The sequence below is a fragment of the Azospirillum rugosum genome, assembly GCF_017876155.1.
Lineage (GTDB): Bacteria > Pseudomonadota > Alphaproteobacteria > Azospirillales > Azospirillaceae > Azospirillum > Azospirillum rugosum.
Window position 1 is genome coordinate 143089 of sequence record NZ_JAGINP010000011.1, and the last position, 19645, is coordinate 162733.

Consider the following 19645-nt stretch of genomic DNA (forward strand, 5'->3'; position numbering starts at 1 on the left):
GGGGGCTTCGGCTCCCCGCCTTTTTCTTGCGCGAAGCGCACTCGCATCGAACAGGAGTCGGGACGACCCGATGGCCAAGGACATTTTCCGCATCGCCGTGATCGGCGCCGGCGAGACCGGAACGCCGCTGCTGGACAAGCTGCTCGACGCCCCCTTCGTGGAGCTGCTGGGCGTCGCCGACCTGGACACCGAGGCGCCGGGCATGCGCCTCGCCCGCTCCCGGGGCGTCGCCACCACGACCGACTTCATGGACTTCGCCCGGCTTGGCGAGGCGGTGGACGTGCTGATCGACGTCACCGGCGTCGCGGCGGTGCGCGAGGCGCTGCGCCAGCACATGCAGGACAGCGGCAACCACCACACGCTGATCGTGCATGAGACGGTCGTCCAGCTGATGCTGTCGTTGCTGGGCGGCCGGCTGGTCCAACTGAAGCACAGCGTCGAGGATTACTGACGGGCAGGATTACGCCCCCCTTTCCCGGCGGGCACCGTCGCACCACATCCTCGGCCTGGACACGGATCGAGGATGGGGAATGGAGTCGAAGGATTCTGGCACGGCCGATCGGGGCCCCGGGGAACGGACGACAGCGTCCGCGCTGCTGAAGCGTCTTCGGGGAAAAATCAGCGGGGACAAGCCGACCGTGGGCGAGGTGTTCGGGCATCTCGGCGACCGCGCGCCGGGCTTCCTGCTGCTGGCGCTGGCGATCCCGGCGATCGTGCCCACGCCGGGACTGCCGGCGGGATTCCTGTTCGGAACCGTGCTGGCCGCCGTCGCGCTTCAGATGATCGCCGGACGGGACCGGCTGCGCGTGCCCGGCTGGATCGGGCGGCGCCGGGTGTCGCGCGGAACCCTCGACAAGCTGGTCGACAAGGGGACGCCGGTGATCGAGCGGGTGGAGCGCACCCTGCGGGCGCGTCATCCGTCGTTGACGCGGGCGGGCGTCCTGCGGCCGCTTGGCGCCTTCGTTCTGCTGATGGGGTTTCTGATCGCCCTGCCGATCCCCTTCGGAAACACCCTTCCGGGGTTGGCGGTCCTCATCACGGCCCTGGGGCTGATCGCGCGGGATGGGCTGGCCGTGTTGGCCGGGATCGGGCTTGGCGCCGTGGCGACGGGCGTTTCGGTCGCGCTGGTCGCCGGGACCTGGTGGGCCGTCTCGGCGGCGCCGGTCTGATCGGACCGGCTTCTGTCCGGCGGCCGGCCGGGCGCGTCCATGGTCGGAGCGCCCGGCTACCGGAATGGGCTGCCGGATTGGGCTGCCGGATTGGTTCTTCAGGCCGCGCCGATGCTGCGGTCCTCGTCGCGCTTCTTGCCCGAGGAGGCCGGCTGGTAGGCGACCGCGGCGTGTTCCGCGCAGTAAGGCAGGCCCGGCAGCGAGGGCTTGCCGCAGAAGTGGAAGTCCTGGTGCTTCGGATCGCCGACCGGCCACTTGCACATGCGCTCGGTCAGGGCGAGGATCGTCGCACCACGGGTGGGCTTCTTCTTGATCGGCGACGGCCGCCCCGACAGGCCGAGACGATGCGCCTTTCCAATGACGGCGTTGCGGGTGATGTCGCCCAGGATGTCCGCGATTTCACTCGCGCTCAGGCCCTGGCCCCAGAGGTCCTTCAGCTGCTGAACTCGTTCGTCCGTCCAACTCATCCCCTGTCTCCCGTGGTCCGAAAACCGGTGCCCTGATGAAACATTATGCCTTTCGACCAGACGGCCGTTTTCCATAAGGCGCAATATTTTGTGCCAACTGGAAGCCAACCTACCAGATGGCCACATTGAGGGATAGGGGGCTCGCGCAACATTCCTGTGCATAAGTCTGTGGGTCTTATGAGTTCAACGCTCCGTACACTTCCTCGGCTATGTTCGAAAGTGTGACGCGATCGAGGTCACCCGTGACGGCCCAGGCCAACCCATTGTCCCGCCAGTAAAAAGCTTGGACGTTGCCGTCCTGGGCAAACCGGAATGACGTGTCCGATCCATTGGTGGACGGCCGAACGTAGAGCGTGATGCGGCGACCCGCCGCATCCTGGTACATGAGCTGGGCGGCCGGTCCCTGCGCATCGGACAGCAGACGCCCGCCGACGAGATCATAGCCCCGGGAGGCCAGGCGTGGCGCCCGCAGCGGCTTGCCCAGGCGTTTCGACAACCAGCCCACCAGATGCGCCTCCTGGTCGGCGCCGACCTCCACGGGATGGCGGACCTCCACCACGAAGACGCGGTGCGCGGCAACGGCGTCGGCGACGAAGGCCGAACTTCCGGCGCCATTGCCCGTCCAGCCGTGCGCCAGCCAGCCCGCGGCCCCACCGGCCAGGAACACCAGCAGCGAGGCGGCGAGCGCCAACGCCCAGACCGCCATGCGGCGCTTCGGCCGGAGCACCGTCACAGTCGCCGGCGCGAAGGGCCGCAGGAGGGCATCCGGCACCGGGCGGTCGAGCAAGGCGCCGAAGGACTTGCCCAGCACGGCACGCTGGGCTCGGTAGCGGTCGAACCGGCGGGCGTCGTCCGGGTTGTCGGCGAGGTGGCGCTCGACGTCGTCGCGACGGTCCTCGGGCAGTTCGCCGTCCAGCCAGGCGTGCAGGTCGGCCTCGGTCACGGGGGCGCCCCGACCAGCGCCGTTTCCCGCTCCATTTCCGACGATCATCACTTGATCCTCCTCACCACCGTCTCCTCGCCGCCGTCCAGAAGGACGCGCAGGCGCTCGCGCGCGCGGGCGAGCCGGGACATCACCGTGCCGACCGGCACCTCCAGCACCTCCGCGGCCTCGCGGTAGGACAGCCCCTCCATGCCGGTCAGCAGCAGGATGCTCCGGTGCTCCTCCGACAGTTGGCCGAAGGCGCGGACGAAGTCCCGCACCTCCCCACGGTCGGCCGGCGCGGCGCTGAGCGCCAGGTCGTCGGCGAGGTCCTCCACCGGCACCTCGGCGCCGCGCCGCTTCCGCCAGCGCAGGCCGGAGACGTGCAGGTTGTGCAGGATCGACAGCAGCCAGCCGCCGAGCCGGGACCCGTCGCGCAGCGCGTGCCGGTTGGCCAGCGCCTTCTCCACGCAGTCCTGGACGAGGTCGTCGGCGTCGGGCAGGTTGCCGACCAGCGCGGCGGCGTAGCGCCGCAGGCGCGGCACCTGCGCGGCGATGGCGCCGGCGTCGACGGCTGTGGGAGAAGGGTCTGGCGGGGGCATGGCGCGGCGGCGCTCCCTGGGAAGGTCGTCCTTCCATCCAGGACGCCCATGAGGCGCCGATTATTCCACGCCTTCGCCGTTCACGTCGCCGAAAAGCCGGACTTGCCGTCGAAGTTGCACAGATTCTCGGTCTGGGTGAAATCCAGCCCGTTGCGGGCGAGCCGGCCCAGCAGCTCCACGATGTCGCCGTGGGTGACGGTGGCGCCGTCGCGGGCGGAGAAGCGGCAGCGCCAGTGGTCGGTGTAGAAGACGTCGGCGTTGCCGTCCGGCCAGACCTTCTGGGACCGGTTGGAGATGCTGGCCAGCGCCAGCTCCGGCGTGGTCAGCGGCTGCACCAGCCCGGCCAACTCCTCCGGGCCGCCGCCCGACCAGTGCAGGAAGACGTCGACCCCGACCAGCTCCTTGAACGCGATGCGGCGGGGCGACAGGCGCACGCCGGATTCATAGGCCGGCCGGGCGGTGACCGCGTAGCCGACGCTGGGCAGCGTCACCGGCATCTGGCCCAGCCGTTCCACCACCGCCTGGGCGAAGGCCTGGGTGCCGACGCGGCGGCGGCTGACCCCGCGGGTGAAGATGTCCACCGTGTGGACCCCGTCCTCGATGGTCTTGAGCCAGGCGTTGTGGATGCGCGCGGCGACGTCGCCCTGGCCGATGTGGACCAGCATCATCACGGCGGCCATCAGCAGGCCGGAGGGGTTGGCGATTCCCTGCCCCGCGATCATCGGGGCCGAGCCGTGGATCGCCTCGAACATGGCGCAGGCGTCGCCGACGTTGGCCGAGCCCGCCAGCCCGACCGAGCCGGTGATCTGGGCGGCGATGTCGGACACGATGTCGCCGTAGAGGTTCAGGGTCACGATGACGTCGAAGCGCTCGGGCTGGTCGGCGAGGCGAGCGGCGCCGATGTCGACGATCATGTGGTCGGCCTTGATCTCCGGATACTCGGCGGCGATCTCGTGGAAGATCTTCAGGAACAGGCCATCCGTCATCTTCATGACGTTGTCCTTGACGAAGGCCGTCACCTTGCGTCGGTGGTTGGCGCGGGCGTAGTCGAAGGCGTAGCGCACGATGCGCTCCGACCCCGGCCGGGAGATCAGCTTCACCGACTGGATCACGTCGTCGGTCTGCCGATGCTCGATGCCGGCGTAGAGATCCTCCTCGTTCTCGCGGATGATGACCACGTCCATGCGGGAGTGGCGGGAGCGGACGTAGGGGTGGTAGGCCACGCAGGGCCGCACGTTGGCGAACAGCCCCAGCGTGGTGCGCGCGGTGACGTTCAGCGACTTGTTGCCATAGCCCTGGGGGGTGGTGATCGGCCCCTTCAGGAAGACGCGGGTGCGGCGGATCGACCCCCAGCCCGCGGCGTCGAGCCCGCCCGCGTGGCCGCGGCGGTAGACCGCCTCCCCCGCCGGCACCTCCTCCACCTTCAGGCGGGCGCCGGCCGCGTCCATCACGAAGAGCACGGCGTCCGTGATCTCGGGGCCGATGCCGTCGCCGCGGGCGACCGTGATGGGGGTGATTTCGCGCATCCACACACTCCAGAGGGAACGCGCGACCCTAGTCGAAAGCGCCCCCGGAGTTCAATGGCCGGCGGTCGGCCACCCAGGGCGGCGGGGTGACGCGCCCCGCCGCCCATCGGGTTTCACGCGGCGCGGATGCCGGCCGGGAAACGCTCCACCTCGCCCCCATCCGACCTCCCGTCAAGTTCGTGTACGAACAGGTTTTGAGGACGGCGCCATCCTGATCTGACCACCGACGCAACCGGCGCGATGGTTGCGAGCGAAAACCATCAGCGTAAAACACTTTTACGGATCGCGGCGGCGAATTTGCTCAAAGCCTCATAATGCGCGATGCAGAGACACAACCGGGAAGCGGACCACCCCCTTTTTGCAAGAATAGCATACATAATTTATTAACCCGGACAGGGCGATGCTGATCTCACGACACAGAGTGGACGAGGGAGCGCCACGCTCCTCCGCCGATGTTCCGTTCAAGGTACGGAAGAACAGAGAGATCCGGGCGATGGACACGATGATGACTGTGAACGAAGGCATGGCCTCCCGTCAGGCCGCTCCGCAAGACACGCTTTCGCTGCTCCGCCGCGTCGAGGCGCATCTCGCGCGCCACATCGACGTGGTCGGCGGCGCCGCGGCCGCCCCGACGACGGCCGAGCTGCTCGGCGACGTCCGGGCGATCCTGGACTGAGCGATTCAGCGTCGGTCTGCTGAAACGCAGAAAAGGCCCGGCCCTTCCCAAAGGACCGGGCCTTTTCGCGTGCTCTGCCATCGGTATCAGAGGGCCGACAACCTCCGCTCCACGGACCCGGCCCGCCGTTCCCATTCCACCGGCACGGACAGCACGAACACGGCCCCTCCCCCGTCGCGCGGGTGGTGGGTGACCGTGCCGCCGTGCAGGTCGGCGATGGTCCGGACGAGGGTCAGGCCGATGCCGGTGCCGGGAACGCCGGCGCTGTGGGTGCCGCGGTAGTATTTTTCGAACACGCGCTCCGCTTCCTCCTCCGGGATGCCGGGACCGCGGTCGGCGACGGAGAGGACCAGCGCGGCCCCCTCCTGACGGGCGGTCAGGGCGATGGCGGCGCCGGGGGAAGAGGAGGCGGGGCCGTAGCGGCGGGCGTTGTCGAGCAGCACGTCCAGCGCGATGCCCAGGAGATCCGGGTCGGCCGTGCAGGTGTCCGGCAGGCCGGCGATGTCCGCGACGATGGCCGAGCCCAGGCTGCGCTGGCGGTCGACCACGCGCTGGACCATCGTCGCCGGGGCGAAGGCGGCGATCTTCACCGGCAGTTCCTCGTCGACGCGGTCGCCGGCGAGGCAGGTTTCGATCAGGTCGATCACGCGCCGCACCGAGCGGCGGATCAGGGCCAGCCGGCTGCCCACCCCTTCGCGCTCCGTCGGCACCAGCCGCTCCAGCATCTGCACCGAACTGTCGATCACCGCCAGCGGCGTCTTGAACTCGTGCGTCGCCATGTCGAGAAAGGTGCGCAGGCGCTGGCGGGCCATCTGCTCCCCGGCCAGCGCGCGTTCGATGTCGCGGGTGCGCAGGGCGACACGCTCCTCCAGGCGGCTGTTGGCCTCGCTCAGGGCGTGGGCGTGGCGCCCGCGCTGCACGAACAGGACGAAGACGAGGCCGAGGAGGATCGCCAGCACGGCGATGAAGACGAGGCCGATCATCGCTTCGGCGAAATGGGCTTCCAGGATGGACGGCTGGCGGAAGCGGACCTCCGTGCCGGGCGGCAGCGTGCGCTCGTCGATTCCCCAGCGGCGCAGCTGCCGCCAGTCGACGACCGGCTGCGAGGAATAGCGCTCCTCCGCCGGCTCCGCCCGATCCGGCGCGCCGTCGGTGAGAAGCTGGAGCGCGGCGCGGGTGGCGACGCGCCCGGCGATGCCGGAATCGTTGACGTAGCCGCCGACGGCACCGGTGCCCACGCCGGTGCCGATGTCGCTGTCGAACAGCACGTAGACCGGTGCGGTCGACACCTGGGCCAGCCGCGCCGCCACCGCGTCGGGGCGATACTGGCGGCCGGTGCGGTCCACCGTGACGTGGGTGTAGAGGACGACGCTGCCCGGCGCCAGGGCGGCAACGCGGTCCTCCAGTTCCCCCACGGTCAGGTCATGCAGGTGTCCGACCTCCAACGGGCGGCCGGGATTGCGGGCCAGCGCCGTCCGGACGATCCGCGCGAGGTGGTGCGACGGCGCGGTGTCGTCGGACACGATGACCAGCCGGGTGGCGGCCGGGTTCTGGGCCAGCGCCATCTCCACCGTCTGGTCCACGTGCGGGCCGGTCGTCACGCGCACCGCAACCGCCGTGCCGGCGTCGCCCAGATTGTCGAAATTCGGGAAGATGCCGACGACCGGCGCGTCCCCGAACAGCGACCGGCCATGCGCGGCCACGAATTGGATGGCCGGCGCCCCGTCGGCGATGATCGCGCGCGGGCGGACGTCGCGGTATTTGACGCGCAGGAACTCCGCCCAGGCCTTGTCGTCCGGCCGGTCGGGAAAGCGGACGCGGTCGAGCAGCTCGACATACAGGTTCACCGGGTCGCCCCGCGCGGCCAGCTCCTCCCGCGCGGCGTCGAGCATCGCCTCGGTCCAGCTAACGGTCAGGCTGAAGGAGGAGATGAACAGGACGCCGTTTCCGTTCTCGGCCCCGGCCTCCGCACGCGCAGCGGTCGGGGCGCCGATGCCCAGCAGCACGAGAAGGAGCAGCGGCACCGCCAGGGCGGCCCGCAGACGCGCGGGCAAGCCGCGCCCGCGGCGGCGGCAGCCCGATATGATGTGAGGATTCATGAGGCTGACGGCTGGAAACATCCGCGCGACCGGCGCATACCCCCGCACACTATGGGAAGGCCGGCGCGCATTCCAAAAGAAAAGCGCGGCCGTTCGTGCACGTGCCAATGTGTCGCGTCAGCGCAGCAGTTCCCGCATCGCCGCGTCCAGCCCTTCCAGCGTCAGCGGGTACATCCGGTTGTCCATCAGGCGCTGCAGGATGCGCGTGCTTTCCGTGTAGCCCCAATATTGCTGCGGCGTCGGGTTCAGCCAGACGGCCCGGCTGTAGACCGACAGAAGGCGCTGCATCCAGGCCTGTCCCGGTTCCTCGTTCCAATGCTCGACGCTGCCGCCGGCGTAGACGATCTCGTAGGGGCTCATGGCCGCGTCGCCGACGAAGACCAGCTTGTAGTCGGCCGGATAGGTGTGCAGCACGTCCCAGGTCGGGGTGCGCTCGTCATGGCGGCGGCGGTTGTCGCGCCAGACGCTCTCGTACACGCAATTGTGGAAGTAGAAGTGCTCCAGGTGCTTGAACTCCGTCCGCGCGGCGGAGAACAGCTCCTCGACCAGCCGGATGTGGTCGTCCATCGACCCGCCGATGTCCAGGAACAGCAGAACCTTCACGGCGTTGTGCCGCTCCGGCACCATCTTCAGGTCCAGCCAGCCGGCGTTGCTGGCCGTGGCGCGGATGGTGCCGGGCAGGTCAAGCTCGCTGGCCGCCCCCGTGCGGGCGAACTTGCGCAGGCGGCGCAGCGCCACCTTGATGTTGCGGGTGCCGATCTCGACCTGGTCGTCGAGGTTCTTGAACTCCCGCTTGTCCCACACCTTCACGGCGCGGCGGTTGCGGGATTCGTGCTGGCCGATGCGCACCCCTTCCGGGTTGTAGCCGTAGGCACCGAAGGGCGAGGTGCCGGCCGTGCCGATCCATTTGGAGCCGCCCTGGTGCCGGCCCTTCTGCTCCGCCAGCCGCTGGGCCAGCGTCTCCATCAGCTTCTGCCAGCCGCCGAGCGCCTGGATCTGCGCCTTCTCCTCGTCGGTGAGGAAGCGTTCGGCCAGCTTGCGCAGCCATTCCTCCGGCAGATCGACGACGGGGATTTCGTCGCCGCCGGCACCGTCCTCCCCGGCGAGGCCCTGGAAGGTCCGGCCGAAGACGCGGTCGAAGCGATCGAGGTTGCGCTCGTCCTTCACCAGGCAGGCCCGGCTGAGGTAATAGAAGTCATCGACGCGGAAGGCGGCGACGCCGCGCTTCATGGCCTCCATGAGCGTCAGGTACTCGTTCAGCGAGACCGGCACGCCCGCCTTGCGCAGTTCGAAGAAGAAATTCGTGAACATGCCGCCTTCCCTCCCGGGGGATCACTCCCCCGCCCGTCCCATTCATCGTAGCGCCGACCCGGCAGGAACGCCATGACCGCACTCCTCGACTTCGCCCGCGCGCTGGAATTCGCCGCGCACAAGCACATCGACCAGCGCCGCAAGGGCGTGCGCGCCGAACCCTACCTCAACCATCTGTCGGAGGTGGCGTTTCTGGTCGCCGAGGCGACCGAGGGCAAGGACCCGGTCGTCGTCATCGCCGCATTGCTGCACGACACGCTGGAGGACACCGACGCCTCTTACGAGGAGATCGAGCGGCATTTCGGCGCGGAGGTCGCCAGCGTGGTGGCCGAGACGACCGACGACAAGCGCCTGCGCAAGGCCGAGCGCAAGCAGCGGCAGATCGACACCGCCCCCACCGCCTCGTCCCGCGCGAAGTTGGTGAAGCTGGCCGACAAGGTGTCGAACCTGCGCTCCATGGCCTACAGCCCGCCCGCCGACTGGCCCCTGACCCGCAAGGTCGAGTATTTCGAGTGGGCCCACGCGGTCGTCACCGGCCTGCGCGGGATCAACCCCCGGCTGGAGGCCCTGTTCGACCGCGCCTACGAGGACGGTCTGGCGGAACTGCGTGGCGACGGGGTGTGACGCGCGGTTCCGCCCGCGCGCATAGACAGACTCGCATATTGCTGGTAACGCCTATTATTATCGGCACCTTATGGGATATCCTCCTTCCCGTTTCTCTCCAATGGCGAGCATAGCGCCATTAACGGCCAGGAAGGAGGATTGGACATGCGATTGTGTTCAACGAAAGCGGGCGCGCTTGGGCTCTCCGCGCTGGCTGTTGCCGGATGCTCGACCGACCTGACGGTCGCTCCGGTGACCCCGGCGTCGGTGGCTCCGCCCGGCATCGTCTACCAGCTGCCGCAGAACCAACTCGAGCTGGTCATCACACGGGAGATCATCCGGTGCGAGACCGTCGGCAACACATATGACGTCGCCTTCTCGCTCAAGGTGGACGCCACCCAACAGTTCGTCCCCGACCCGTCGGCCACCTACTCCATCGATTACAAGGACCTTGGCGGCATGTCCAAGGCCACGGACATCGTCGTCGAGCTGTATCCGAACGGCACCCTGAAGAGCGTGAACTCGACGCTCGACGACCAGTCCGCGCAAATCCTCAGCAAGACGCTGTCGGGTGTCATCAACATCGCAAAAATGACCTTGGTGCCCGGGGGCGTGCTGGGACCCGGCGTTCTGCAAGTTCCGCGGGGAGTTCGCACCCTCGAGCTGAAAAAGAACGTCGATCCGAAAACCAAAGGCGTCGACAAGCTTCCCCCGCTTTGTCCAAACAGCGTTCGCACCGCGACGCTGCAGAAGCCGAAGCTTGTCGCCTCTCTCGAAAAGCAGAAGTCAAACGTCGTCCAGATCGAGGCGGAGTTGGCCCAGCGCAGGGCCGCGGTGGAGAGCGCCAAGGGTGGGACGCCCAACGAAGCCGATACGATCCAGCGCTTGATGAAGCGCCGCGACGCCGCCCGCAAGGATGTGGAGGAAACGGAGAACGCCTTGGCGGCGGTCAACGCCATCGTCGTCGTCGCGGAAGACAAAGAGCTGCCCCGGATCACGCGGAACAACCCGACCGTCGAATTGCTTCCGCCATCCTCCCTGCTGGCCCGTTGGTTCAACCAGGAGATGTTGCCAGCCGGCGATGGCGGCTCGACTACGAAGAGGATGCTTGACGACGATCGCGAGCACGTGGTGCCGACGGGCCTGATCCTGAAGGCGTCGCTCACGACCGTTCCGCTGGAGGGCAAGGCCCAGACGCCAGCCGATCCGCCTTTGACGACCAAAGGCCTAGTCTACCGCATGCCCGCCCGGGGACGGCTTACCGTGTGCCGGTCGGACCTGTGCGGCAACGGCAAGGGCGGTGTCCTTCTGGACGCGATGTACGATGCGCCGCAGCTCGGCGTCTACGGCATCCTGCCGCTGCACAACGGCATGTTCGCGACGAACACGCTGACCGCCGATTTCACCTCGGCCGGAGCGCCGATCAAGGTGTCCTACAAGACCAACGCCACCGGCGACGGCGCCGCCTCCGCCTTCAACGACGCCACCAAGCAGGCGCTGGACTTCCGCAAGGAGCGGGCAAGCGCCCCGGTCGACCAGACCAAGGCGCAGGTCGACCTGATCGAGCAGCAGGTCAAGCTTCTGGACGCCCAGAAGAAGCTCCGCGAGGCGCAGAACGCGCTCGACAGCCTGCAATGACCCGAGCGGCCGCGGGCGGCGCCCCCCGTCCGCGGCATCTTGTCCGGAAAAGAACCGCGACCGTTTGACATCGCGCAATGTGACTACATCACCGAAAGCTTAAAAAGGGGGGGTTAGGTTGGCAGCCGCGTCAGCGCGAGGTCGCAAACCATGTCCCTCATGCCCCACAATCCCGCCGCAACCGCCGCCGAAGAGCCGGGACAGCGGTGGTTCGTCCAGCGCCCGAAGGTCTACCCCGCCGATGTCCACGGCCGGTTCCGCCGGCTGAAGTGGCTGGCCCTGGTGATCCTGCTGGGCATCTACTACGTCACGCCGTGGATCCGTTGGGACCGCGGGCCGGGCATTCCGGACCAAGCGGTGCTGGTCGACATGGTCGGCCGCCGCGCCTACTTCTTCTGGATCGAGATCTGGCCGCAGGAGGTCTATTACCTGACCGGCCTGCTGATCATCGGCGCCTTCGGCATCTTCTTCGCCACCACCCTGTTCGGCCGCGTCTGGTGCGGCTACGCCTGCCCGCAGACGGTCTGGACCGACCTGTTCCTGTGGGTGGAGCGCAAGCTGGAAGGCCCGCGGACCGAACGCATCCGCCTGGACAAGGCGCCGATGTCCGCGCACAAGCTGGCCCGGAAGGCGTCCAAGCACGCGGTGTGGGTGCTGATCAGCCTGGTCACCGGCGGCGCCTGGATCTTCTACTTCAACGACGCGCCGACCCTGCTGCGGGAGATCGTGACGGGCGAGGTGTCGCGGAGCGTGGTGGCCTTCGCCGGCCTGTTCACCGCCACGACCTACTTCTTCGCCGGCTGGGCGCGGGAGCAGATCTGCATCTACGTCTGCCCCTGGCGCAGCTTCCAGGCGGCCATGGTGGACGAGGACACCCACATCGTCACCTACCAGGACTGGCGCGGCGAGGGCCGCGCGCCGCTGCGCAAGTCGCAGAGCTGGGAGGAGCGGACGGCGGAGGGCCACGGCGATTGCATCGACTGCAAGCTGTGCGTCCACGTCTGCCCGACGGGCACCGACATCCGCCGGGGGCAGCAGATCTCCTGCATCGGCTGCGGCCTGTGCGTCGACGCCTGCAACGAGGTGATGGCGCAGATCGGCCGGCCGGGCGACCTGGTGCTGTTCGACACCCGCTCCAACCAGGTCGCCAAGGCCGAGGGGCAGTCGGCGCCCGTCCGGCTGATCCGCCCGCGAACGGTGATCTACGCCCTGATCATGCTGGTGGTGGCGGGCATGATGGTGGTGTCGCTGGCGCTGCGCCCGAACCTGGACGTCAGCGTGCTGCGCGACCGCGCGCCGCTCTACGTCGCCCTGTCGAACGGCGACGTGCAGAACGCCTACACCATCAAGATCCTCAACAAGACGCACGGCGCGCGCTCCTACCGCCTGTCGGTGGACGGGCTGAAGAACGCGGAGCTGTCGGTCGCCAGCGTGGACGGCCAGTCCGGCCCGGCCCTGTCGCTGCGGGCGGAGCCGGACTCGGTGGCGACCTACCGCATCTTCGTCCGCGTGCCGCGCGGGACGGTGGCCTCGGGCTCGACCGACGTGACCGTCGTGGCGACGGACGAGGCCTCCGGCGAGGTCGGCCGGCACCAGAGCGTGTTCATCGCGCCGTAGGGCGAGCGAATGGGGGCCGGCGTTCCGGCCCCCCTTGGCGTCACCGTCCGTCGCGCTTCGCCAGGAAGGCCAGCCGTTCCAGCAGATGCACGTCCTGCTCATTCTTCAGCAGGGCGCCGCAGAGCGGCGGGATCAGGGTGCGGGCGTCCTTGGCGCGCAGCGTTTCCGGGTCCACGTCCTCGACCATCAGCAGCTTGAACCAGTCCAGAAGCTCGGACGTGGAGGGCTTCTTCTTCAGGCCCGGCACGTCGCGGAGCGCGTAGAAGAGCGACATCGCCTCGCGCAGCAGGTCGCGCTTCAGGTTCGGGTAATGGACCTCGACGATCCGCTCCATCGTCTCGCGGTCGGGGAAGCGGATGTAGTGGAAGAAGCAGCGGCGCAGGAAAGCGTCCGGCAGCTCCTTCTCGTTGTTGGAGGTGATGATGACGATCGGGCGCTGCGCCGCCTTGACGGTCTGCCGCGTCTCGTAGACGTGGAACTCCATGCGGTCGAGTTCGAGCAGAAGGTCGTTGGGGAACTCGATGTCGGCCTTGTCGATCTCGTCGATCAGCAGGACGGGCGCGTCCGGGGCCTCGAACGCCTCCCACAGCTTGCCGCGCACGATGTAGTTGCCGATGTCGTGCACCCGCTCCTCGCCCAGCTGGCTGTCGCGCAGGCGGCTGACCGCGTCGTATTCGTACAGCCCCTGCTGCGCCTTGGTCGTGGACTTGATGTGCCAGGCGAGCAGCGGCTTGTTCAGCGACCGGGCGATCTCCTGCGCCAGCACGGTCTTGCCGGTGCCGGGCTCCCCCTTAACCAGCAGCGGGCGCTGCAGCGTGATGGCGGCGTTGACCGCGACCATCAGATCCTCGGTGGCGACGTAGGACTCGGTGCCGGTGAAGCGCATGCCAGTCGGTTCCGCTGGGTTGGTTGGAGGGTGCCCGCATCCTTCCAGCAGTGGGTGCGTCGCGCAAGACGGAACCGCCGGACCGGGCACGGCGTTCCGTAGCCCAAGGGAGGCGTCGCATGAGTGATCGCAATTTCTGGCCGGAGTATCTGGAGCAGCACCGGCACCCGGTGAACCGCGCGCTGCACGTCACCGGCACGGCGGCGGCCACCGCCCTGCTGGCGGCCGGGCTGCTGCGGCGCGACCCGCGCGCGCTGCTCGCCGCCCCGCTGGTGGGCTATGGCGCGGCGTGGCTGGGGCATTTCCTGGTGGAGCGCAACCGGCCGAAGACGCTGGAGGCGCCGGTCGCCTCCCTGCTGGCCGACTACCGCCTGCTGGGACTCGCGCTGACCGGGCGGCTGGCGCGCGAATACCGGCGCTACGGCATCCCCGACCAGCCGGGCGTTACGATCCGGAACTCGGCGCTCCGTCCTGCCGTCACGCCGTCTTCGCCAGAGCGCTCGGCCCGACGATATGAGGAACCATCTTCATATCCGCCATGAGGATGTGCTGGACGAGCCATTCCGCGGCGAACTTGTAGATGCGCTCGGCGACCATCTTCGCCGGCTCCTCCATGAACTCTTCGCAGATGTCCTGCAACGCACGACGGGCGGTGTCGTGTTGCAGCTTGTGGACGGCATAGTCCGGGTATTCGACGGCGAGCATCAACTTCTCCTCGCGGTCGAAATGGGACTTCGTGTATTCGCACAGGCGCAGCAGGGTTTGGGCGGTCAACCGGGGATCGTAGGTCGCCTGGTTGATCGCTTGGTCCAGGTCGTTCACGCAGCGGATCATTTGTTTGTGATCTTCGTCGATCCGCTCGATCCCGACGCTCATCCTGCTCCGCCAGATGATGTACGGCATCGCGCACCCCCTGGCCGGGCATTTCCTCCGCATATGAAGGTAAATGTCCCGGCCCGGGAGGCCAAGCGGTTGCAACCGAAACCGGTTGCGACACGACGTAGCAGGTGATTACCCTTACGACGCAACTTTCGACGCGACGGCCTTTTCGATCGCTTCGACCGCGGCGGGCGCCAGCGACGCGTCCGGGCCGCCGGCCTGGGCCATGTCCGGCCGGCCGCCGCCGCCCTTGCCGCCCAGGGCCTCCGCACCGACGCGGACGAGGTCCACGGCGCTGAGCTTCGCCGTCAGGTCGTCGGTGACGCCGACGACGATGGAGGCCTTGCCCTCGTTGGAGGCGATCAGGACGACGACGCCGGAGCCGACCTGCTTCTTCAGCTCGTCGGCCATCGGCTTCAGGTCCTTGGCCGGCAGGCCGTCCACGACGCGCGCGGCGTATTTCACGCCGGCGATGTCCTTGGCCTCGCCGCCGCCGTCGGCCTTCGCACCGCCGCCCATAGCGACCTGACGGCGGAGTTCGGCCAGCTCCCGCTCCATCTTCTTGCGCTCGTCCACCAGGGCGGCGAGGCGGGTCGGCACCTCCTCCGGACGGACCTTGAGGACGGAGGCCGCCTCGGTCAGCAGGTGATCGCGATCCGAGAGCCAGGCCTTGGCGCCGGTGCCGGTCAGCGCCTCGATGCGGCGCACGCCGGCGGCGACCGCGCCCTCGGCGACGATCTTCAGCAGGCCGATGTCGCCGGTGCGGCGGACGTGGGTGCCGCCGCACAGTTCGATGGAGTAGTCGCGGTCAAGCTCGCCGTGCGGGCCGCCCATGGAGACGACGCGCACCTCGTCGCCGTACTTCTCGCCGAACAGGGCCATGGCGCCCATCTGGCGCGCCTCGTCCGGGGACATCAGGCGGGTGACCACCTCGCTGTTGGCGAGGATGCGGCGGTTGACCTCGTCCTCCACCGCGGCGATGTCGTCCTGGGTCAGGCCGACCGGCTGGCTGATGTCGAAGCGCAGGCGTTCCGACGAGACCAGCGAGCCCTTCTGCGTGACGTGCTCGCCCAGGCGGTGGCGCAGCGCCTCGTGCAGCAGGTGGGTGGCGGAGTGGTTGGCGCGGATGGCCGAGCGGCGCTCCGTGTCCACGCGCAGTTCCACCACGTCGCCGACCTTCAGCGTGCCCTTGGTGACGGTACCGATGTGCGCCCAGACCGCACCCAGCTTTTTCTGCGTGTCGGAGACGGCGAATTCGGTGCCTTCGGCGGAGAAGATCACGCCGGAGTCGCCGACCTGACCGCCCGACTCGCCGTAGAAGGGGGTCTGGTTGACGATGACCATGACCTCCTCGCCGAGCGCCGCCTGCTCCACGCGGGCGCCACCCTTCACGATGGCGGTCACCTTGCCCTCGGCGACCTCGGTGTCGTAGCCGAAGAACTCCGTGGCGCCCAGTTCGTCCTTCAGCTCGTACCACAGCGTCTCGGTCGCGGCCTCGCCCGAGCCCGCCCAGGACTCGCGCGCCTTGCGGCGCTGCTCGTCCATGGCGGCCTTGAAGCCGTCCTCGTCCACCGGGCGGCCCTGGGTGCGCAGCACGTCCTGGGTCAGGTCCAGCGGGAAACCGTAGGTGTCGTAGAGCTTGAAGGCGATGTCGCCGGGCAGCGGCTGCCCCTCGCCCAGGCGACCGACCTCGTCCTCCAGCAGGCGCAGGCCGCGCTCCAGCGTCTGCTTGAAGCGGGTCTCCTCCAGCTTCAGCGTCTCGACGATCAGCGCGCGGGCGCGGTTCAGCTCCGGGTACGCATCGCCCATCTGCTGGATCAGCGCCGGGACGAGGCGGTGCATCAGCGGCTCGCGCGCGCCGATCATGTGGGCGTGGCGCATGGCGCGGCGCATGATGCGGCGCAGCACGTAGCCGCGGCCCTCGTTCGACGGCAGCACGCCGTCGGCGATCAGGAAGGAGCAGGAGCGCAGGTGGTCGGCGATGACCCGGTGCGACACGGCGTGCGCGCCGTCCGGCGAGGTGCCGGTGCCCTCGGCCGACGCCATGATCAGCGCGCGCATCAGGTCGATGTCGTAGTTGTCGTGCTTGCCCTGCAGCACGGCCGCCAGACGCTCCAGCCCCATGCCGGTGTCGATGGACGGCTTGGGCAGCGCGATCAGGTCGTTCGGCCCGCGCTGCTCATACTGCATGAACACGAGGTTCCAGATCTCAATGAAGCGGTCGCCGTCCTGGTCGGGCGAGCCCGGAGGACCACCGGCGATGTGCGGGCCGTGGTCGTAGAAAATCTCCGAGCAGGGACCGCAGGGGCCGGTGTCGCCCATGCGCCAGAAATTGTCATCGGTCGGGATGCGGATGATCTTGTCGTCCGACAGGCCGGCGACCTTGCGCCAGATGCCCGCGGCCTCCTCGTCGGAGGTGTGGACGGTGACCATCAGCTTGTCGGCCGGAAGCCCGAACTCCTTGGTGACGAGGTTCCAGGCGAACGCGATGGCGTCGTCCTTGAAGTAGTCGCCGAAGGAGAAGTTGCCGAGCATCTCGAAGAAGGTGTGGTGGCGCGCCGTGTAGCCGACGTTGTCCAGGTCGTTGTGCTTGCCGCCCGCCCGCACGCACTTCTGCGAGGTGGTCGCACGCTTGTACGGCCGCTGCTCCGCGCCGGTGAAGACGTTCTTGAACTGCACCATGCCGGCGTTCGTGAACATCAGCGTCGGGTCGTTGCGCGGAACCAGCGGCGACGACTCCACGATCTGGTGGCCGTTCTTCGCGAAATAGTCCAGGAACGTGCGGCGGATGTCGTTGGCGGTCTTCATAGGCGTGTCCAGGCTCCGGCTACGGTCGTCGGCGATGGTCGGCGGCGCGGCCTTTTCGCGGCCGAAACGTGCTTTTAGCGTGACTTGGTGTGGCTGTCCACAGACTGCCAGCGATGCGGGCATTGCGGCGCGCCGCCGCGGGGCGGCCATCGCAATGCGTCGACGCGGCGTCTGGCCGCGTGGACAGGGCGCATTCTTCTTGCTTCATCGGCGGTGCGGACGGGCGGTGGAATGGGCCACCGCCCCGCCGCTCACTAGGAGGCTCGTAGGATGAAAAGGATCCTCGAACTCCTGATCCTGCTGTTGACGGCGATCAAGCTGGCGCTTGATCTCCTGAACCGCTAGGACCGGGCCGGCGGGCGGGTGCTGGAACACCCGTCCGCCAAGCCTGAATGTAGGGTTTTTCGCGCTTTCGGACAAGATGGCCCGGTCGGCGTGCGGCGAGGAAGCGCAACGAAAAACCCCTCCCCGGCGGACCGGGAAGGGGCTTCGTTCGTCAGCGCTTAACCGCCGTGGATCACTCCGGGGTGGCGGCGTCGCCGTCGGTTTCCGGGGTGCCCATCATGGCGTCGGCGACGAGGCCGGCGTTGCCGCGGATCTTGGCCTCGATGGCGTCGGCCGTGGCCGGGTTGTTGCGCAGGTAGGTCTTGGCGTTCTCGCGGCCCTGGCCGATGCGGGTGCCATCGTAGCTGAACCAGGCGCCCGACTTCTCCACCACGCCGGCCTGGATGCCGAGGTCGAGCAGCTCGCCCACCTTGGAGACGCCCTCGCCGTACATGATGTCGAACTCGACCACGCGGAACGGCGGGGCCATCTTGTTCTTCACCACCTTCACGCGGGTCTGGTTGCCCACCACCGTCTCACGGTCCTTGATGGAGCCGATGCGGCGGATGTCCAGGCGAACGGAGGCGTAGAACTTCAGCGCGTTGCCGCCCGTGGTCGTCTCCGGGTTGCCGAACATCACGCCGATCTTCAGGCGGATTTGGTTGATGAAGATCACCAGGCAGTTCGACTTGGCGATGGAGCCGGTCAGCTTGCGCAGCGCCTGGCTCATCAGGCGGGCGTGCAGGCCGACGTGGCTGTCGCCCATCTCGCCTTCCAGCTCGGCGCGCGGCACGAGCGCGGCGACCGAGTCGACCACCAGCACGTCGATGGCGCCGGAGCGCACCAGCGTGTCGGCGATCTCCAGCGCCTGCTCGCCGGCGTCGGGCTGGGAGATCAGCAGCTCGTCCACGTTCACGCCCAGCTTGCGGGCGTAGGACGGGTCGAGCGCGTGCTCCGCGTCCACGAAGGCGCAGGTGCCGCCGCCCTTCTGGGCCTGGGCGATGGCGTGCAGGGCCAGCGTCGTCTTGCCCGAGCTTTCCGGCCCGTAGATCTCGATGATGCGGCCGCGCGGCAGGCCGCCGATGCCCAGCGCGATGTCGAGGCCGAGCGAGCCGGTGGAAACGACCTCCGTCTCGACCGTGTTCTCGCGGGCGCCGAGCTTCATGATCGAGCCCTTGCCAAAGGCGCGCTCGATCTGCGCCAGCGCGGCGTCCAGGGCCTTTTGCTTATCCATGGAATCCTTCTCGACCAAACGAAGCTGTGCGGACGACATGCCCGTCTCCCCTTGTTAGATCACATCTTCGGCCCTGGGCCAACGGTCTTGCTATGACGTGCATTGTACCAGTTCCGTTCTCATCGGCAAAGGCAAAAGTTCATCAAACGTTCTCTCTGCCGAAGGTGCTAAGCGGCTGGTGCGGCGACGGTGCGCGCACCATGTCCGGCCCCTTCGCGCCTCTCCACGGGAAAGGCCGCGGAACAGGGCTCGGAGGGAGTGGGATGAAGGTTGAACGGTCCACCCTCGACCGCATGATCGACCGGCTGACGGCCCAGCGCACGGCGCTGGGGTGGGCGGCGGGATGCGTCGACGGGACCCATGGTATGGTGATGGAGATCGGACTCGGCAAGGGCCGGACCTACGATCATTTGCGCCACCTGTTCCCGCCCCGGAACATCCTGGTGTTCGACATGTGGGCGCGGGTTCCGGCCGACCTCCGGCCCGACGCGGACCGGCTGTTCCTGGGCGACTTCCGCGAAACCCTGCCCGCGGCGGCGGAGCGGTACCGGGGTGCCGTGCGGTTCGCGCACGCCGACATCGGCAGCGCCAAGGAGGAGGACGAGGACGGCATCCGCGCCTGGATCGGCGGGCTGGTCGAGCCGTTCCTGGCGCCGGGGGCCCTGGTGCTGTCCGACCGGGAAATCGGCGCGGGCCGCGCCGGCTGGGAGCCGGTCGCGGTGCCCGGGACGGAGGTTTGGCCGTATCACGCGTGGCGGGTGTCGCCGGGCGCGTAGCCCAGTAGGTCGGGTGGAGCGAAGCGCAACCCAACACCGGTCTCCACGCCGCGTGTGTTGGGTTCCGCTGGCGCTGCACCCAACCTACGGGGCTGCGGGGACGCGGGC

Annotated in this window: 18 protein-coding genes; 8 read left to right on the forward strand and 10 right to left on the reverse strand. The window is 68.4% G+C overall.

Translation table 11 applies throughout. The features are described 5' to 3' along the window. The first annotated feature begins 70 nt into the window (after nucleotides 1–70). The gene (locus J2851_RS16445; protein WP_209767464.1) at nucleotides 71–451 is read left to right on the forward strand and encodes an oxidoreductase; all 381 of its coding nucleotides are present in this window, start codon (nucleotides 71–73) and stop codon (nucleotides 449–451) included. Nucleotides 452–530: 79 nt separating this feature from the next. Next, nucleotides 531–1169, forward strand: a complete 639-nt coding sequence (locus J2851_RS16450; RefSeq protein WP_209767465.1) for an exopolysaccharide biosynthesis protein — start codon at nucleotides 531–533, stop codon at nucleotides 1167–1169. Nucleotides 1170–1267: 98 nt separating this feature from the next. Here the strand turns inward: J2851_RS16450 and J2851_RS16455 are convergent, their stop codons facing one another. The 4 genes from J2851_RS16455 to J2851_RS16470 all read right to left on the reverse strand — a co-directional run bounded on the left by J2851_RS16455 (nucleotide 1268) and on the right by J2851_RS16470 (nucleotide 4686). Continuing rightward, nucleotides 1268–1636, reverse strand: a complete 369-nt coding sequence (locus J2851_RS16455) for a GcrA family cell cycle regulator (protein ID WP_209767466.1) — start codon at nucleotides 1634–1636, stop codon at nucleotides 1268–1270. Between the two features lie 175 nt (nucleotides 1637–1811). Next, nucleotides 1812–2579, reverse strand: a complete 768-nt coding sequence (locus J2851_RS16460; RefSeq protein ID WP_307420446.1) for an anti-sigma factor family protein — start codon at nucleotides 2577–2579, stop codon at nucleotides 1812–1814. A 47-nt stretch (nucleotides 2580–2626) separates the two neighbouring features. Further along, nucleotides 2627–3160 carry a sigma-70 family RNA polymerase sigma factor gene (locus tag J2851_RS16465; protein WP_209767468.1) on the reverse strand — a complete coding sequence of 178 codons (534 nt, stop codon included), beginning with the start codon at nucleotides 3158–3160 and terminating at the stop codon, nucleotides 2627–2629. An 80-nt stretch (nucleotides 3161–3240) separates the two neighbouring features. Continuing rightward, a complete protein-coding gene (locus tag J2851_RS16470; RefSeq protein WP_209767469.1) occupies nucleotides 3241–4686 on the reverse strand; it encodes an NADP-dependent isocitrate dehydrogenase in 1446 nt (481 codons plus the stop codon). 502 nt (nucleotides 4687–5188) lie between these two features. Here J2851_RS16470 and J2851_RS16475 point away from each other — a divergent pair. Further along, on the forward strand, nucleotides 5189–5362 hold the full coding sequence (locus J2851_RS16475) for a hypothetical protein (protein ID WP_209767470.1): 174 nt from the start codon (nucleotides 5189–5191) through the stop codon (nucleotides 5360–5362). An 86-nt stretch (nucleotides 5363–5448) separates the two neighbouring features. Here the strand turns inward: J2851_RS16475 and J2851_RS16480 are convergent, their stop codons facing one another. Continuing rightward, the gene (locus J2851_RS16480; RefSeq protein WP_209767471.1) at nucleotides 5449–7416 is read right to left on the reverse strand and encodes a sensor histidine kinase; all 1968 of its coding nucleotides are present in this window, start codon (nucleotides 7414–7416) and stop codon (nucleotides 5449–5451) included. 162 nt (nucleotides 7417–7578) lie between these two features. Beyond that, complete coding sequence (locus J2851_RS16485; protein WP_209767472.1) at nucleotides 7579–8772, reverse strand: vWA domain-containing protein; 1194 nt, start codon at nucleotides 8770–8772, stop codon at nucleotides 7579–7581. Nucleotides 8773–8844: 72 nt separating this feature from the next. Here J2851_RS16485 and J2851_RS16490 point away from each other — a divergent pair, with 72 nt between their 5' ends. The 3 genes from J2851_RS16490 to ccoG all read left to right on the forward strand — a co-directional run bounded on the left by J2851_RS16490 (nucleotide 8845) and on the right by ccoG (nucleotide 12630). Further along, complete coding sequence (locus J2851_RS16490) at nucleotides 8845–9396, forward strand: HD domain-containing protein (RefSeq protein ID WP_209767473.1); 552 nt, start codon at nucleotides 8845–8847, stop codon at nucleotides 9394–9396. Between the two features lie 138 nt (nucleotides 9397–9534). After that, nucleotides 9535–11013 (forward strand): hypothetical protein, encoded by a 1479-nt coding sequence (locus J2851_RS16495; protein WP_209767474.1) that lies wholly within the window; start codon nucleotides 9535–9537, stop codon nucleotides 11011–11013. Nucleotides 11014–11163: 150 nt separating this feature from the next. Continuing rightward, a complete protein-coding gene (gene ccoG, locus J2851_RS16500; RefSeq protein ID WP_246500710.1) occupies nucleotides 11164–12630 on the forward strand; it encodes a cytochrome c oxidase accessory protein CcoG in 1467 nt (488 codons plus the stop codon). Between the two features lie 40 nt (nucleotides 12631–12670). Here the strand turns inward: ccoG and J2851_RS16505 are convergent, their stop codons facing one another. Next, nucleotides 12671–13516: an AAA family ATPase gene (locus J2851_RS16505; protein ID WP_209767475.1), complete on the reverse strand. Its 846-nt coding sequence runs from the start codon at nucleotides 13514–13516 to the stop codon at nucleotides 12671–12673. Nucleotides 13517–13635: 119 nt separating this feature from the next. On the opposite strand from J2851_RS16505, the gene J2851_RS16510 reads away from it, so the two are divergent. Continuing rightward, nucleotides 13636–14058, forward strand: a complete 423-nt coding sequence (locus J2851_RS16510; RefSeq protein WP_209767476.1) for an Mpo1-like protein — start codon at nucleotides 13636–13638, stop codon at nucleotides 14056–14058. Here J2851_RS16510 and J2851_RS16515 read toward each other — a convergent pair. The 3 genes from J2851_RS16515 to recA form a co-directional block, all read right to left on the reverse strand. Then, nucleotides 13994–14419 carry a bacteriohemerythrin gene (locus J2851_RS16515; protein ID WP_209767477.1) on the reverse strand — a complete coding sequence of 142 codons (426 nt, stop codon included), beginning with the start codon at nucleotides 14417–14419 and terminating at the stop codon, nucleotides 13994–13996. The two genes, J2851_RS16510 and J2851_RS16515, sit on opposite strands and share 65 nt — an antisense overlap. A gap of 114 nt (nucleotides 14420–14533) precedes the next feature. Continuing rightward, a complete protein-coding gene (alaS, locus tag J2851_RS16520) occupies nucleotides 14534–17203 on the reverse strand; it encodes an alanine--tRNA ligase (protein ID WP_209767478.1) in 2670 nt (889 codons plus the stop codon). Between the two features lie 517 nt (nucleotides 17204–17720). Continuing rightward, complete coding sequence (gene recA, locus J2851_RS16525; protein WP_209767479.1) at nucleotides 17721–18800, reverse strand: recombinase RecA; 1080 nt, start codon at nucleotides 18798–18800, stop codon at nucleotides 17721–17723. A gap of 224 nt (nucleotides 18801–19024) precedes the next feature. On the opposite strand from recA, the gene J2851_RS16530 reads away from it, so the two are divergent. Further along, nucleotides 19025–19537: a class I SAM-dependent methyltransferase gene (locus tag J2851_RS16530; RefSeq protein WP_209767480.1), complete on the forward strand. Its 513-nt coding sequence runs from the start codon at nucleotides 19025–19027 to the stop codon at nucleotides 19535–19537. Nucleotides 19538–19645 lie beyond the last annotated feature (108 nt).

Coding starts and splice junctions, on each gene's coding strand:
- J2851_RS16445 (WP_209767464.1), top strand. CDS start 71: ATGGCCAAGGACATTTTCCGCATCGCCGTGATCGGCGCCGGCGAGACC.
- J2851_RS16450 (WP_209767465.1), top strand. CDS start 531: ATGGAGTCGAAGGATTCTGGCACGGCCGATCGGGGCCCCGGGGAACGG.
- J2851_RS16455 (WP_209767466.1), bottom strand. CDS start 1,636: ATGAGTTGGACGGACGAACGAGTTCAGCAGCTGAAGGACCTCTGGGGC.
- J2851_RS16465 (WP_209767468.1), bottom strand. CDS start 3,160: ATGCCCCCGCCAGACCCTTCTCCCACAGCCGTCGACGCCGGCGCCATC.
- J2851_RS16470 (WP_209767469.1), bottom strand. CDS start 4,686: ATGCGCGAAATCACCCCCATCACGGTCGCCCGCGGCGACGGCATCGGC.
- J2851_RS16475 (WP_209767470.1), top strand. CDS start 5,189: ATGATGACTGTGAACGAAGGCATGGCCTCCCGTCAGGCCGCTCCGCAA.
- J2851_RS16485 (WP_209767472.1), bottom strand. CDS start 8,772: ATGTTCACGAATTTCTTCTTCGAACTGCGCAAGGCGGGCGTGCCGGTC.
- J2851_RS16490 (WP_209767473.1), top strand. CDS start 8,845: ATGACCGCACTCCTCGACTTCGCCCGCGCGCTGGAATTCGCCGCGCAC.
- ccoG (WP_246500710.1), top strand. CDS start 11,164: ATGTCCCTCATGCCCCACAATCCCGCCGCAACCGCCGCCGAAGAGCCG.
- J2851_RS16505 (WP_209767475.1), bottom strand. CDS start 13,516: ATGCGCTTCACCGGCACCGAGTCCTACGTCGCCACCGAGGATCTGATG.
- J2851_RS16510 (WP_209767476.1), top strand. CDS start 13,636: ATGAGTGATCGCAATTTCTGGCCGGAGTATCTGGAGCAGCACCGGCAC.
- J2851_RS16515 (WP_209767477.1), bottom strand. CDS start 14,419: ATGCCGTACATCATCTGGCGGAGCAGGATGAGCGTCGGGATCGAGCGG.
- alaS (WP_209767478.1), bottom strand. CDS start 17,203: ATGAAGACCGCCAACGACATCCGCCGCACGTTCCTGGACTATTTCGCG.
- recA (WP_209767479.1), bottom strand. CDS start 18,800: ATGTCGTCCGCACAGCTTCGTTTGGTCGAGAAGGATTCCATGGATAAG.
- J2851_RS16530 (WP_209767480.1), top strand. CDS start 19,025: ATGAAGGTTGAACGGTCCACCCTCGACCGCATGATCGACCGGCTGACG.